Here is a 13,850-nt window from a genome sequence, read left to right as displayed (position 1 = left end):
CGGTGCCCGTAACCGGCGACCCGCGCCTGGCCGTCGTCGGCAACCCCGACAACCGTCGGGTCCGGCTTTTCACCGAGGCGGCCGTCGGCGCGGGGCTGCCCCGACCGGCCGTACTGTCCTGGCGGGAACTGCTCACCGGGGCCGCGCCGCCCCCGGCGGGCACGCTGGTGCGGGTGGACTCCCCCGGTGAGGACGCCGAGGTCGACCGGCTGCTGCGCGGGGCCGCCGAGCCGGCTCGGCACGGTGAGATCGTCGGGACGGCCGCCGCGCACGCCGGCCTGCGGCGGGCGCTGGACCGGCTCGCCTCCGGCGGGGCGACCCTGCTCAGCCAGCCCGACGACATCGTCACCATGTGCGACAAGCGGCGCTGCCACGCGGTGCTCGACGCCGCCGGGGTGCCGGTGCCGGCGGCGGTGGGCGAGGTCACCGGTTACGCCGACCTGCGCGCGGCGATGCGCCGGGCCGGCTGGTCGCGGGTGTTCGTCAAACCGGCCCACGGCTCGTCGGCGTCCGGGGTGCTCGCCTTCGCGGCCGACGGGTCCCGGGTGGTCGCCACCACGCCGGTGGAGCGGGCCGAGGGGCGGCTGTTCAACTCGTTGCGGGTGCGCCGCTACACCGACGAGGCCGAGGTGGCGGAGATCGTCGACCGGCTCGCCCCGGACGCGCTGCACGTCGAGCGGTGGCTGCCCAAGGCGGGGCTGGACGGCCGGGTGGTGGACCTGCGGGTCGTGGTGGTGGCCGGGCGTCCCACCCACGCCGTGGTCCGGGCCGGGCGTGGGCCGATCACCAACCTGCACCTGGGCAACGCCCGGGGCGACCTGGCGGCGCTGCGCGCGGCGGCCGGTCCGACCAGCTGGGCGGCGGCGATGGAGACCTGCGCGCGGGTGGCGGCGTGTTTCCCGCGTACGCTGCACGTCGCTGTCGACCTGATGTTCCTGGTCGGCTGGGCCCGGCACGCCGTCGCCGAGGTCAACGCCTTCGGTGACCTGCTGCCCGGGGTGCTCGCCGACGGCCGAGACACCTACGCCACCCAGCTGCACGCGCTGCGCGGCGGCTGGCGTCCGGCCGGCGGGGCGGGACGGGAGACGGCGTGCGCGACCTGATCGACTCCCACGACCTGCTGCTGGTCACCCTGGACACGCTCCGCTTCGACGTGGCCGACGACCTGGCCCGCGCCGGGCGCACCCCGACGCTGGCCCGTGTGCTGCCCGGCGGGCGGTGGGAGCGGCGACACAGCCCGGCCAGCTTCACCTACGCCGCCCACCACGCGTTCTTCGCCGGCTTCCTGCCCACCCCCACCGGCCCGGGGCCGCACCAGCGACTCTTCGCCGCCCGCTTCCCGGGCAGCGAGTCCGCCGGGGTGGACACCTGGGTGTTCGACGCACCCGACCTGCCCACCGCGCTGCGCGCCGAGGGCTACCACACGGTCTGCCTCGGCGGGGTGGGCTTCTTCAACCTGCGCAGCCCGCTCGGGGCGGTGCTGCCCGGCCTCTTCGCCGAGGCGCACTGGGAGCCGGAGTTCGGGGTGACCGCACCCGACTGCCTGGGCGCGCAGCTGGACCGGCTGGCCGAGGTCGTCGACCGGGTGCCCACCGGCCGGCCGTTGTTCACCTTCCTCAACGTCGCCGCGCTGCACCAGCCGAACCGGCACTACCTGCCCGGCGCGGCCACCGACGACCGGGCCAGCCACGCCGCCGCGCTGGAGTACGTCGACAGCCGCCTGGACCGCCTGTTCGCGCTGGCCACCGCGCGTGGCCGACCCACCTTCGTGATCCTGTGCTCGGACCACGGCACCGCCTACGGCGAGGACGGGCACACCGGCCACCGGATCGGCCACGACGTGGTCTGGACCGTGCCGTACGCCCACTTCACCCTTCACCCGGGAGACACGTGACCCTCGACGGCTCGCCCTACCAGAGCTACCTCTACGCGTACCCGCACAAGACGGCGTACCGCCCACTGCGACCCCGGCCGCCACTGCGGGAGGTCTGGGCGGCCCAGCCCCGCGACGCGCTCTTCCTCTACCTGCACCTGCCGTTCTGCGAGATGCGCTGCGGCTTCTGCAACCTGTTCACCCGGGCCAATCCGCCGGCCGGGCAGGTGGCGGCGTACCTGCGCCAGCTGCGTCGGCAGGCGCGCCGGGTCCGCGACGCCCTCGGCGACGCCCGGTTCGTGCGGGCCGCATTCGGCGGCGGCACCCCCACCTACCTGGAGGCCGGCGAGCTGACCGAGCTGTTCGACATCGCCGAGGAGACCGCCGGTGGGCCGCTGGCCGGGCTGCCGATCTCGGTGGAGACCTCCCCGGCGACCGCCACCGCCGACCGGCTCGCCGTACTCGCCGAGCGGGGCGTCACCCGGGTCAGCATCGGGGTGCAGAGCTTCCTCGACACCGAGTCCCGCGCCGCCGGCCGGCCGCAGCGCCGTGCCGAGGTCGACCGGGCCCTCGACGCGATCCGGGCCTCCGGGGCGCCGGTGCTCAACGTCGACCTGATCTACGGCATCGACGGGCAGACCGCCGAGACCTGGCGGGCCAGCCTGGAGACCGCCCTGACCTGGCGGCCGGAGGAGCTGTACCTCTACCCGCTCTACGTCCGGCCGCTGACCGGGCTGGGCCGGCGGGCGCACACCCGCGCCGACTGGGACACCGAACGCCTGGCGCGCTACACCGAGGCGGTGGAGCTGCTCGGCGCGGCCGGCTACCGGCAGGAGTCGATGCGGCAGTTCCGCCGCGCCGACGTGCCGGCCCCGGAGGGGCCCGACTACTGCTGCCAGGACGACGGCATGGTCGGGCTGGGCTGCGGTGCGCGGTCGTACACCACCTCGCTGCACTACTCCTTCGACTACGCGGTCGGCGTCTCCGAGGTCCGGGCGGTGATCGACGACTACCTCGCCCGGCCCGAGGCCGACTTCGACCACGCCGAGGTCGGCTACCACCTCGACGCCGCCGAGCAGCGACGACGCTGGCTGATCCAGTCGCTGCTGCGCGTCGAGGGCCTCGACCCGGTCGCGTACCGGAAACGGTTCGGCAGCGGGCCCGCCGACGACTTCCCGGAGCTGGCCGAGCTGACCCGACGCGGCTGGGCGACCGACGACGGCAGCCGGCTCACCGCCGCCGGGCTGGCGCGCTCCGACGCGATCGGGACGTGGCTGGTCTCCGCGCCGGTCCGGCAGGCGATGGCGGGGTACGCGCTCCGGTGAACCTGTCGATCCTCTACCGGGGCCCGCTGGCCAGCTGCAACTACGACTGCCCGTACTGCCCGTTCGCGAAACGGCACGACCCGCCGGAGCTGCTCCGCGCCGACCGGGCGGACCTGGCCCGGTTCACCGGCTGGGTGGCGGCGACCGACGACGTCCGGCTGTCGGTGCTGTTCACCCCGTGGGGCGAGGGGCTGACCCGGAGCTGGTACCGCGAGGCCATGGTCCGTCTGTCCCACCTGGACCACGTGGAGCGGGTGGCGATCCAGACCAACCTGGCCGCCCGGCCGGACTGGCTCGCCGAGGCCGACCCGGCACGCGTGGCGCTGTGGACCACCTACCACCCCGGCCAGGTGACCCGGGAACGCTTCCTGGCCCGTTGCGACCGTCTCCGCGAACTGGGGGTGCGCTTCTCGGTCGGCGTGGTCGGGTTCCCCGAGCACCTGGCCGAGGCGCGGGCGCTGCGCGCGGCCCTGCCCGACGAGGTCTATTTCTGGGTCAACGCCGCCGAGGGGCACCGGTACGACGCCGAGCAGGAGGCGGCCTGGACCGCGTTGGATCCGCTCTTCGGCTACAGCGTCCGCCCCCACCTGTCCCTGGGCCGCCCCTGCCACGCCGGGGAGACGGCGGTGTCGGTACGCGGGGACGGCACCGTCCGCCGCTGCCACTTCATCGCCGAGCCGATCGGCAACCTCTACGACGGCTCGTGGCGGGCCGCCCTGGCCCCCCGGGCCTGCACCAACGCCGTCTGCGACTGCCACATCGGGTACGTGCACCTCAAGCCGCTCGGCCTGCGGGAGGTCTTCGCCGGCGGGGTGCTGGAACGTATCCCGGCCGGCTGGCCGCAGCTGCCCCGGTGAGCGGGGAAGCACCCGGGTTGCCTCGGTCTGCTACCTGTGTCGTCGTGTCGTCACCCGAACCGCTCGCCCGCACTGACGGACCGGCCGTACCCCGGCGGGTCCGTCGCCGCGTACCCTCGTCGCCGGTGTCGCCGCCCGTGCCCCGGCGGCTGCCCGGCGTGACCGGTGTCGCCGGTCGTCCGTACCGCCGTCCCGGGCACGGTGCTCTCCTGGAGGCAGCCCGGTGAACGCCCACGACTGGCAGGTCTCCGGCTACACGCACCGCCGCGAACTCGGCTCGGGAGCGTCGGGTCGGGTGGTCCTCGCCGTACACGACGCCACCGGCACGCCCACCGCGATCAAGTACCTGATCGGGAAGGTCGGCGACGACCCCTCGTTCCGGGCCGCGTTCCGGGCCGAGGCGGAACTGCTCGCCGCGATCGACGACCCGCACGTCGCCCGCCTCTACGAGTACGTGGAGGCCCCCCACGGCGCGGCCATCGTGATGGAACTGGTCGACGGGGTCTCGCTGCGCCAGATGCTGCGCGCGAACGGCCCCACCGAGCCGGAGGCCGCGCTGTACGTCCTCAAGGGCTCCCTGCTGGGGCTGCACGCCGCGCACACCCGGGGCGTCGTGCACCGCGACTACAAGCCGGAGAACGTGCTGGTCACCGCAGCCGGCGAGAGCAAGCTCGCCGACTTCGGGATCGCCATGCCGGTCGGGCGCGAGGCGGGTGCCTCGGTCACCGGCACGCCCCGCTACATGGCCCCGGAGCAGTGGCGCGGGGCGGCGGCCACCCCGGCGTCGGACATCTACGCCGCCACCGCGGTCTTCTTCGAGTGCCTGACCGGGCACGCCCCGTACCACGGGCCGGGCCTGATCGACCTGCGCGACCAGCACGCCCACGCGCCGATCCCGACCGACGCGGCCCCGCCGTCCGTCCACGACCTGATCCGGCAGGGCCTGGCCAAAGCGCCGGAGGAGCGCCCGCAGCCGGCCGCCACGTTCCTGGGCTGGCTGGAGACGGTCGCGGTCGGCGCGTACGGGCCGCAGTGGGAGGAGCGTGGCCGCAGCCGGCTGGCCGAACGGGCGGCGCTGCTGGCCCTGCTCTTCCCGTCCCACGAACCGAGCGACGGCAGCACCGCCGTCGCCGCCACCGCGCTCGCCGACGACCGGGGCCGAGCCTGGGGCTGGGGCCGTAAGGCGCTGGTCGCCGGGAGCGTCGCGGCACTGCTGGTGACCGGGGGCGTGGGCTACAGCTACGCCTCCCGCGACGAGCCGTCGGTCGAACTGGCGGTGGAACCGGGCCCGTCGGCCCCGGTCGTCGCGACACCGGCCGACGAACCCAAGGACCCCACGGACGGCCCGACGACCCCCACGCCCACGCCCTCCCCGACGCCCACCACCACGCCCTCGGCCGCCGTCGCGCCGACGGCGACCGTCAGCCGGACGCCCACGCCGACGCCGAGCCGGACCCCGACGGCGACGCCGAGTCCGCTGGTGAGCACCACCCCGCCCCCACCGCCGGACGTGACCGCCCCGACCCTCGAGGGCGTCGACGCCAGCCCTCGCACGATCGAGCCGGGCGGGTGCCCGTACGGCGCCAGGTCCACCACCGTCACCGCCACGGCCCGCGACGACCGCACCTCGCCCGGATCGCTGCGGGTGAGCTTCCGGTACACCGTCGGCGGGAGGACCTCGACCGTGTCGATGTCGTACACCCGCAGCGGCACCCACCGGGGCACCTTCGGCAACCTGCCGATGGACCCGACGACCCCGCGCATCCCGGTCGACGTCACCGCCACCGACGCCGCCGGCAACACCGCCGGGCCGGTCCGGGTGTACGTCTCCTTCCAGTCGTACTGCACCCCGGGCTGACCGCCGGTGCCCACTTCGTGTCGCAGCACGTCGCACCGCGCGACGCCCGGCGTGACCCCGACGACCACGGGAGGTCGTACCCGATGACCCAACCGACCCTGCCCACCGGGGCGCGCCTGGTGGGGCCGGCGCACGCCGGTGTCTGCGGGACGTGGTGGCGGGCACTGGCGCCGGACGGCACCGATCAGCTCGTCCTGCGGATCGCCACCCCCGACCCGGCGCTGGCGGACCGGGTGATCGTGGCGGCCCGCGCGGTGGCCGCCCTGCGCCACGGCGGCCTGTTCGGCCCCGGGGACCCGATCCGACACAACGGCGCGCTGTGGCTGGCCGCCACCGGGGCGTCCGGCTCGACGCTGTCGGAACTGGCGGAGACCGAAGGCGTCGGTCTCGACGTCCCGGCGGTGGCGACCATCGCGGTGGAGACCGCCCGGACCCTCGTCGCGGTGCACGCCGCCGGTCTCGGCCACGGCGCGGTGCACGGCCGCACGGTGGTGGTCTCCGGTCTCGGCGCGGTGACGCTCACCGAGACGGCCCTGCTGCCGGCGCTGCACGGCGTGCCGGCCGACCCTGCGACGGACCGGCGGGCCTGGGCGGAACTGGTCCGCTGGCTGGTCGCCCGGTGGTGCGGCACACAGCCCGGCGCCGACCTGCTGCTGCGCTGCGCCGCGCGGGGCGAGCAGGACCTGGCCCAGGCGGTACGGGAGCTGCGTGACACCCCGCTGCCGGTGGGATCCGACGGCCGGACCGGACTACTCGCCGCCGTCACCGCCCACCGGCACCGGGCCACGTCCACCGAGGACCAGGACGGGTCCGTGCCCACCGAGGCGTTCTCCGCCGGGGCCGTGGGCACGGAGGCGTTCCCCACCGCAGCCGTGGCCACGGAGGCGTTCCCCGGTGGGGCCGTCCCCACCGAGGCGTTCACGCTCGGCGGGTCGGCCAACGTGCTACCGGGCCAGGCCGACACGGCGCTGTCGATGCCGCCGCCGGTGGACCCGTTCGTGTCGACGCGGGTACCGACCCTCCTGCCCGACCAGCCGTCCCGCACCGGCCGGACCTACCGGTCGGTGGAGTCGACGGCCACAACCCCGCCCCCGGTGACCACCGATGCCACCGCCGCCGCCCCGGGCCCGACCACCGAGAGTTATCGGTCGACCGGGCGGCCCGAGCCCGCCGGCCCGCCCCCTCTGCCCAGCACCGAGGTGCGCTTCGGACCGGGCGTACCCGGCGGGCCGCCGACGGCACCCGGCTGGCAGCGCCCACCGGCCCCGCCTCGCCGCTCCCGCTGGCGGTTGGTCGGCTCGGTCCTGTCGACGCTGCTCACCCTCGCCCTGCTGGTCGCGGTGGGGCTGCACCTCTGGCAACGGATGAGTCCGCTGGAGATCCGTTCGGTACGGGTGACCGTAACCGAGCCGCCCGGCGAACGTTGCGACGTGACCGTGGACGTGGTGGCGACCGTGGAGACCAACGGTCGGGCCGGCACCATCCGCTACCAGTGGCTGCGTGACGGTGCCGAACCGGGTGGCCTGCTCACCCAGCGGGTGGCCCGGGGCCAGCGGACGGTGACACTGCGCCTGAAGTGGGCGTTCAGCGGGACGGGCTCGACGACGGAGACCGCCGTCATCAACATCACCGACCCCACCCCCACCCAGGGACGGACGGTCTTCCGCTACCAGTGCCCGACCGGGTGATCAGTCCCGTGACCAGCGGGTCGTCCCGGTCCGGGCACAGCCCCGCCGGGTAGCGTGCCGCCTGTGACCCTGCGCACCTCTGGCACCTGGCGGGAATGCCGGGCGGCCGTCGGGATTTGGTCGCAGACATGAGCGCAAACGATCAGACAGGCGGTACCCGTTGAGTGTCACCATGGAGGCCGCGCCACCACCGACGGCGACCCCGGGCGAGCTGATGAGCCCGGGGCAGCGGGTCCGGCTCGTCCTGGTCCTCGGTTCCCTCATCGCGATCGGGCCGCTGACCATCGACATGTATCTTCCGGCGCTGCCGTCGATCGTCGACGACCTGCGGACCACCTCGGCGGCGGTGCAACTCACTCTCACCGGCACGCTCGCCGGACTCGCGATCGGTCAGCTCGTGATCGGGCCGCTCTCCGACGCGCTGGGCCGCCGGGCGCCCCTGCTGGCCGGCACGGCGTTGCACGTGCTGGCGTCGTTGCTCTGCGTGGTGGCGCCCTCGGTGGAGGTGCTCGGCGCACTACGGGTGTTGCAGGGTCTCGGCACGGCCGCGACCGCGGTCGTCGCGATGGCCGTCGTCCGTGACCTGTTCAGCGGGGCCGCGTTCGCCACCCTCTTCTCCCGGCTGATGCTCGTGATGGGTGCCGCGCCGATCCTCGCCCCCACGCTCGGCAGCGAGGTGCTGCGCTGGACCAGTTGGCGGGGGATCTTCGTGGTGCTCGCGATCTTCGGAGTGGCCCTGCTCTCCGTCGCCGCCTTCGGTCTGCGGGAGACCCTGCCGGTGGCCCTGCGGCGGTCCGGCCGGATGGTCGACACCCTGCGGACGTACGGGGCGCTGCTGCGCGACCGCGTCTTCGTCGGGCTGGTACTGGTCGCCGGTCTCGCGATGGCGGCGCTGTTCGCGTACGTCGCCGGGTCGTCGTTCGTTCTCCAGGACCAGTACGGCCTCGACGAGCAGGAGTTCGGCCTGGCGTTCGGCGCGGGTGCGGTGGGTCTGATCCTGGCCACGCAGCTCAACGTGCGACTGCTGCGGCGGTACACCCCTCAGCGGATCCTGCTGGTCTCCCTCGGCGCCGGCACCGTGGCCGCGCTCGGGCTGCTCGTCTTCGCGGCCACCGGCCTCGGCGGGCTGCCCGCCCTGCTGGCCACCCTCTGGGTGGTGCTGGCGGCGGCCGGGCTGGCGATGCCGAACGCCCCCGCGCTGGCGCTGTCCCGGCACGGGGAGGCGGCCGGCACCGCGTCGGCGCTGCTCGGCGCGGTGCAGTTCGGCGTGGGCGCGGTCGCGGCACCGCTGGTGGGTGTGCTCGGTACCGGGGCCGTGGCGATGGCGCTGGTGGTGGCGGGCGGCATGGCCTGCGCGATGATCGTCCTGCTGGTCGTGGTCCGGCCGGCTCGTCTCGGCGCGGTACCGGTGGCCGGTCCCGGGCACTGACCGGGCCGCGCCGGGACAGCGGAGCGTCGCCCGCCACCGTCCAGCGCCGTTGTGCCAGGCTGTCCGCGTGGCTCAGCGACCTCTCCTTCTCATCGACGCCCCCAGCCTCTACTTCCGCGCGTACTTCGGCGTCCCGGAGTCCAGCGCGCGGACCGCCGACGGCAGCCCGGTCAACGCGGTGCGTGGCTTCCTGGACATGCTCGCCACACTGGTGCGGACCCGCCGGCCAGACCGGATGGTCTGCGCGCTCGACTACGACTGGCGACCGCAGTGGCGGGTGGCGCTGCTGCCGTCGTACAAGACGCACCGCCTCGCCCCCGAGGGTGAGGGGGAGGTGGTGCCCGACACGCTCGGCCCGCAGGTGCCGGTGATCCTCGACGTGCTCGCCGCGATCGGCATCCCGGCGGTGGGCGCCGACGGCTACGAGGCCGACGACGTGCTCGGCACCCTCGCCACCACGGAGCCCGCACCGGTCGAGGTGGTCTCCGGGGACCGGGACCTGTTCCAGCTCGTCGACGACGCGCGACCGGTGCGGCTGCTGTACGTCGGCCGGGGCGTCGCGAAGCTGGAGGACTGCGACGACGCGGCGGTCCGGACCCGCTACGGCGTCCCCGCCGACCGGTACGCCGACTTCGCCGCACTGCGCGGCGACCCCAGCGACGGCCTGCCCGGAGTGCCCGGCGTCGGGGAGAAGACCGCCGCCCGCCTGATCGAGCGGTACGGCAGCGTCAGCGGCATCCTCACCGCGCTGGACGAGCCCGGCTCCGGCTTCGCTCCCGGCCTGCGGGCCAAGCTCGACGGGGCACGGGACTACCTGGCCGTGGCACCGACGGTGGTGCGGGTGGCCCGGGACGTACCGCTCGGCCCGATCGCCACGGCGCTTCCGGCGGCTCCGGTCGACCCGGAGCAGCTGCTGGAGTTGGCGGAACGCTGGAACCTGGCCAGTCCGGTCCGACGGTTGGTCGACGCCCTCGCCGACCAGCGCTGATCCCACCAACGCGCGCCCTGCTACCACCTCAGGCGTGCGCCCCGCGTGTGTGTGCGCAGGTCAGCGGGGGGAGTCGTCGATGCGTCGGTTGCCGCATCGCAACCACCTTCCGTTACGTCAGGCGGGAGCGTGGTACGCCAGGACACCCCGGTTGACCGCGGCGATGGCCTGCCGGGCGGTGGCGCGCAGCTCCGTGCTCGCCCCACCGGAGTCGGCGAGCTGCCCGAGCAGGTCGACCACCTGCCGGGCCCACCGGACGAAGTCCCCGGCCGGCATCTCGCCGTCGAGCTGATGGCCGCTGGCCAGCACCTTGGCCAGCGCCTCGCCCCGCGCCCAACGGTAGATCGGCCAGACGAAGCCCAGGTCGGGTTCCCGGGTGACGTTGAGCCCCCGGCCCGCCTCGTCGGCCTCGATCTCGCTCCAGAGCTTCAGCGTCGCGTCGACCGCGTCGACGATCGCGCCGCGCGGCACCGAGGCCCGCTCGTCCACGTCCCGTCGGGCTTCGAAGACCACCACCGACACCGCGGCGGCCAGTTCGGCCGGGGAGAGACCGTCCCAGACGCCCCGGCGCAGGCACTCGGCGACGAGCAGGTCCGCCTCGGTCCAGATCCGGGCCAGCATCCGGCCGGCGTCGGTGACCGACCCGTCGGCGGTGAGGTAGCCCCGGGCGGTGAGCAGCGCCACGATCCGGTCGAAGGTACGGGCCAGCGAACCGGTCCGGCTGGACACCCGCTGGCGCAGTTCCTCGGTCTCTCGTTCCAGCCGGCGGCGGCGTTCCGCCCAGCGGGCGTGCTCCTCCCGCTCCGGGCAGGCGTGGCACGGGTGGCGGCGCAGCTCGGACCGGAGCTGGATGAGCCGGTGGTCCTCCCCCACCGCCTGCCGGGACCGGCCGCCGCGCCGTCCGCCGTGCCGGTCCAGACCGGTGCCGCTGACCTCGGCGGCGAGGTCCCGCCGGGCCGCCGGGGAGCGGTGGTTGAAGTGCTTGGGCACCCGGATCCGGGCGAGCACCTCGGCCGGGGTGGTGAAGTCGGCGGCGCTGATCCGCCCCGCCCAGCGGTCCTGGGTGAGCACCAGCGGGCGGGGTTCGCCGAACCCGCCGGTCGCGGGATCGATCACGACCGCGAGGCCGGCCCGCCGCCCCGACGGCACCCGGATCACGTCGCCGACCCGCAGCCGCTCCAACGCGGCGATCGCGGTCGCCTTGCGCTGGGTCTGCCCCTGCCGGGCCAGCGAGCGCTCCCGGTCGCCGATGGCCACCCGCAGCGCGAAGTACTCGTCGAAGTCGCCCTGGTGGCAGACCGCCTCCGCGCCGTACGCCTGGATGGTCTCGGTGTTGCGCTGCACCTGGCGGGCCAGACCGACCACCGAACGGTCCGCCTGGAACTGCGCGAACGACGACTCCAGCAGCGCCCGGGCCGGCTCCGCGCCGACGCTGCCGACCAGGTTCACCGCCATGTTGTACGACGGCCGGAAGCTGGACCGCAGCGGGTAGGTCCGGGTGGACGCGAGCCCGGCCACGTGCCGGGGGTCGGTCTCCGGCGACCAGACCACCACCGCGTGACCCTCGACGTCGATGCCCCGGCGGCCGGCGCGGCCGGTGAGCTGGGTGTACTCCCCCGGCGTCAGGTCGACGTGGGCTTCGCCGTTGTACTTGACCAGCCGTTCCAGCACCACGCAGCGGGCCGGCATGTTGATGCCCAGGGCGAGGGTCTCGGTGGCGAACACCGCCTTGACCAGACCGCGGACGAACAACTCCTCGACGACCTCCTTGAAAGCCGGCAGCATGCCCGCGTGGTGGGCGGCGAGACCGCGCTCCAGCCCGTCGAGCCACTCCCAGTAGCCGAGGACGGAGAGGTCCTCGCCGGGGATGGCGGTGACCCGGCTCTCCACCACCCGGCGGATCTCCGCGCGTTCCTCGGGCGAGGTGAGCCGCAGCCCGGCGGCGAGGCACTGCTGCACCGCCGCGTCGCAGCCGGCCCGGCTGAAGATGAACAGGATCGCCGGGAGCAGACCCTCGCGGTCCAGCCGGTCGACGATGTCCGGCCGCAGCGGACCCCGCCACCGGGGGCCACGCCGCCGGTCCGGGCCGACCCCGCGCACCTCCCCCAGTTCGAGTCGGCGCACCGTGTCGCGGGTGTAGCGGAGCAGCTCGGGGTGGACGTCGTGCTTGCGTGCCGCGTCGGCGTCGTGGAACAGGTCGAACATCCGCTTGCCGACCAGCATGTGCTGCCACAGCGGGACCGGCCGGTGCTCGCTGACCACCACGGCGGTCTCACCCCGGACGGTGACCAGCCAGTCGGCGAACTCCTCGGCGTTGGAGACGGTCGCCGAGAGGGAGACCAGGGTGACCGACGCGGGCAGGTGGATGATCACCTCTTCCCAGACCCCGCCCCGGAAGCGGTCGGCGAGGTAGTGCACCTCGTCCATCACCACGTACGCCAGGCCGTCGAGAGTGGCCGACCCGGCGTAGAGCATGTTCCGCAGCACCTCGGTGGTCATCACCACCACGGGGGCGTCGCCGTTGATCGCGTTGTCGCCGGTGAGCAGGCCGACGTGCGCGGCGCCGTACCGGTCGACCAGGTCGTGGTACTTCTGGTTCGACAGCGCCTTGATCGGGGTGGTGTAGAAGCACTTGCGCCGGGGCGCGCCGGCCGTCACCGGCCGGTCCGGAGTGCCGCGCAGCGCCAGGTGCACGGCGAACTCGCCGACCACGGTCTTGCCGGCACCCGTCGGGGCGCAGACCAGCACCCCGCTGCCCCGTTCCAGGGCCTGACACGCCTCGCGCTGGAAGTCGTCGAGGTCGAATCCCAGGTCGAGGGCGAACTCGTCCAGGGCCGGGAAGAGGGTGGCCTGCGCGGCCCGGCGGCGCGCCGCGGCGTACCGCTCGGCGGGACTCGACATGCCACCAAGATTAATGCGTCCCCGCCCGGCCCACCCGTCAAGGCCGCCAGCGCATCCGCACGGTCCCCCGGCGGGCCCGGCATGGCCGTCCGCCGGAGGCGTCGGGGGCGGTCGGTAGGGTGCACCCCGTGCCGGATCAAGCCCATGCGCCCGACCCCCGCGCCACCCACGCCACCGACCCCCGGGAGGTTCCCCGCCGCCGGATCGAAGCCGTTCTGTTCGATTTCCACGGCACCCTGGCCCAGGTGGAGGACGCTCGGGAGTGGGTGCTGGCCGCTGCGACGACCTGCGGGGTGACGCTGGAACGGATGCGCGCCACGGTGCTGGCCGACCGGCTGCTCACCGCCGGCCGGGCCGGCGGGCCGTTGCCGCACCGGGTACCGCCCCGGCTGGCCGAGGTCTGGTCCGACCGGGATCTCTATCCGCACGCCCACCGGGCGGCGTACACCGGGCTGGCCGCGACGGTGGACGCCGGGATCGACGGGCTCGCCGACGCCCTCTACGAGCGGGTCCTGAGCCCGGAGGGCTGGGTGCCCTACCCGGACACCGCCCCCACCCTGGCGGCGCTGAGGGCGGCGGGCGTGAAGGTGGCGGTGGTCAGCAACATCGGCTTCGACCTGCGGCCGTTGTTCGACGCGTGGGGGCTCACCGACCTGGTCGACGCCTTCGTGCTGTCGTACGAGGTGGGTCGGTGCAAGCCGGATCCGGGCATCTTCCTGCGCGCCTGCGGCATGGTCGGGGTCGATTCGGAACGGGCGCTGATGGTCGGTGACACCCCGGCGGACGCGGGGGCGGTCGGGGCGGGCTGCGCGGTGCTGGTGCTGCCTCCGGCCGAGGTGGGGCGACCGAACGGGCTCGGTGCCGTGCTCGACCTGGCGCTGGACGACCGGCCCGCTGGCACGGAACGCTGACAACACGATCATGATAGCGC

Annotated in this window: 10 protein-coding genes; 9 read left to right on the top strand and 1 reads right to left on the bottom strand. The window is 74.7% G+C overall.

Annotated elements, in window-relative coordinates:
- Window positions 1-2 precede the first annotated feature (2 nt).
- From GA0074694_RS21555 to GA0074694_RS21520, 8 genes are all read left to right on the top strand, one after another.
- Complete coding sequence (locus GA0074694_RS21555) at window positions 3-1,103, top strand: STM4014 family protein (protein ID WP_176738057.1); 1,101 nt, start codon at window positions 3-5, stop codon at window positions 1,101-1,103.
- Window positions 1,091-1,894, top strand: coding sequence for an STM4013/SEN3800 family hydrolase (locus GA0074694_RS21550; RefSeq protein WP_091461223.1), 804 nt, complete (start codon window positions 1,091-1,093; stop codon window positions 1,892-1,894). The genes GA0074694_RS21555 and GA0074694_RS21550 overlap by 13 nt, the downstream gene beginning before the upstream one ends.
- Complete coding sequence (locus GA0074694_RS21545) at window positions 1,891-3,198, top strand: STM4012 family radical SAM protein (protein WP_091461221.1); 1,308 nt, start codon at window positions 1,891-1,893, stop codon at window positions 3,196-3,198. The genes GA0074694_RS21550 and GA0074694_RS21545 overlap by 4 nt, the downstream gene beginning before the upstream one ends.
- Window positions 3,195-4,055, top strand: a complete 861-nt coding sequence (locus GA0074694_RS21540) for an STM4011 family radical SAM protein (RefSeq protein WP_091461219.1) — start codon at window positions 3,195-3,197, stop codon at window positions 4,053-4,055. Before GA0074694_RS21545 ends, GA0074694_RS21540 begins: the two co-directional genes overlap by 4 nt.
- Window positions 4,056-4,278: 223 nt before the next feature.
- Window positions 4,279-5,913: a serine/threonine-protein kinase gene (locus GA0074694_RS21535; RefSeq protein WP_091461217.1), complete on the top strand. Its 1,635-nt coding sequence runs from the start codon at window positions 4,279-4,281 to the stop codon at window positions 5,911-5,913.
- An 83-nt stretch (window positions 5,914-5,996) separates the two neighbouring features.
- A complete protein-coding gene (locus tag GA0074694_RS33115) occupies window positions 5,997-7,601 on the top strand; it encodes a protein kinase family protein (RefSeq protein WP_245714837.1) in 1,605 nt (534 codons plus the stop codon).
- Between the two features lie 172 nt (window positions 7,602-7,773).
- On the top strand, window positions 7,774-9,030 hold the full coding sequence (locus GA0074694_RS21525; RefSeq protein ID WP_245715019.1) for a multidrug effflux MFS transporter: 1,257 nt from the start codon (window positions 7,774-7,776) through the stop codon (window positions 9,028-9,030).
- A gap of 67 nt (window positions 9,031-9,097) precedes the next feature.
- The gene (locus tag GA0074694_RS21520) at window positions 9,098-10,018 is read left to right on the top strand and encodes a 5'-3' exonuclease (protein WP_091461215.1); all 921 of its coding nucleotides are present in this window, start codon (window positions 9,098-9,100) and stop codon (window positions 10,016-10,018) included.
- A gap of 117 nt (window positions 10,019-10,135) precedes the next feature.
- Here the strand turns inward: GA0074694_RS21520 and GA0074694_RS21515 are convergent, their stop codons facing one another.
- Complete coding sequence (locus tag GA0074694_RS21515; protein ID WP_091461212.1) at window positions 10,136-12,919, bottom strand: DEAD/DEAH box helicase; 2,784 nt, start codon at window positions 12,917-12,919, stop codon at window positions 10,136-10,138.
- A 128-nt stretch (window positions 12,920-13,047) separates the two neighbouring features.
- Between GA0074694_RS21515 and GA0074694_RS21510 the strand changes: the two genes are divergently transcribed.
- Complete coding sequence (locus tag GA0074694_RS21510) at window positions 13,048-13,830, top strand: HAD family hydrolase (protein WP_245714836.1); 783 nt, start codon at window positions 13,048-13,050, stop codon at window positions 13,828-13,830.
- The last annotated feature ends 20 nt before the right edge of the window (window positions 13,831-13,850 follow it).

The organism is Micromonospora inyonensis (assembly GCF_900091415.1).
Classification (GTDB): Bacteria; Actinomycetota; Actinomycetes; order Mycobacteriales; family Micromonosporaceae; genus Micromonospora; species Micromonospora inyonensis.
Note: the sequence above shows the minus strand (reverse complement) of the source record. Positions and strands in the feature narration are given on the sequence as shown.

Coding starts and splice junctions, on each gene's coding strand:
- GA0074694_RS21525 (WP_245715019.1), top strand. CDS start 7,774: ATGGAGGCCGCGCCACCACCGACGGCGACCCCGGGCGAGCTGATGAGC.
- GA0074694_RS33115 (WP_245714837.1), top strand. CDS start 5,997: ATGACCCAACCGACCCTGCCCACCGGGGCGCGCCTGGTGGGGCCGGCG.
- GA0074694_RS21515 (WP_091461212.1), bottom strand. CDS start 12,919: ATGTCGAGTCCCGCCGAGCGGTACGCCGCGGCGCGCCGCCGGGCCGCG.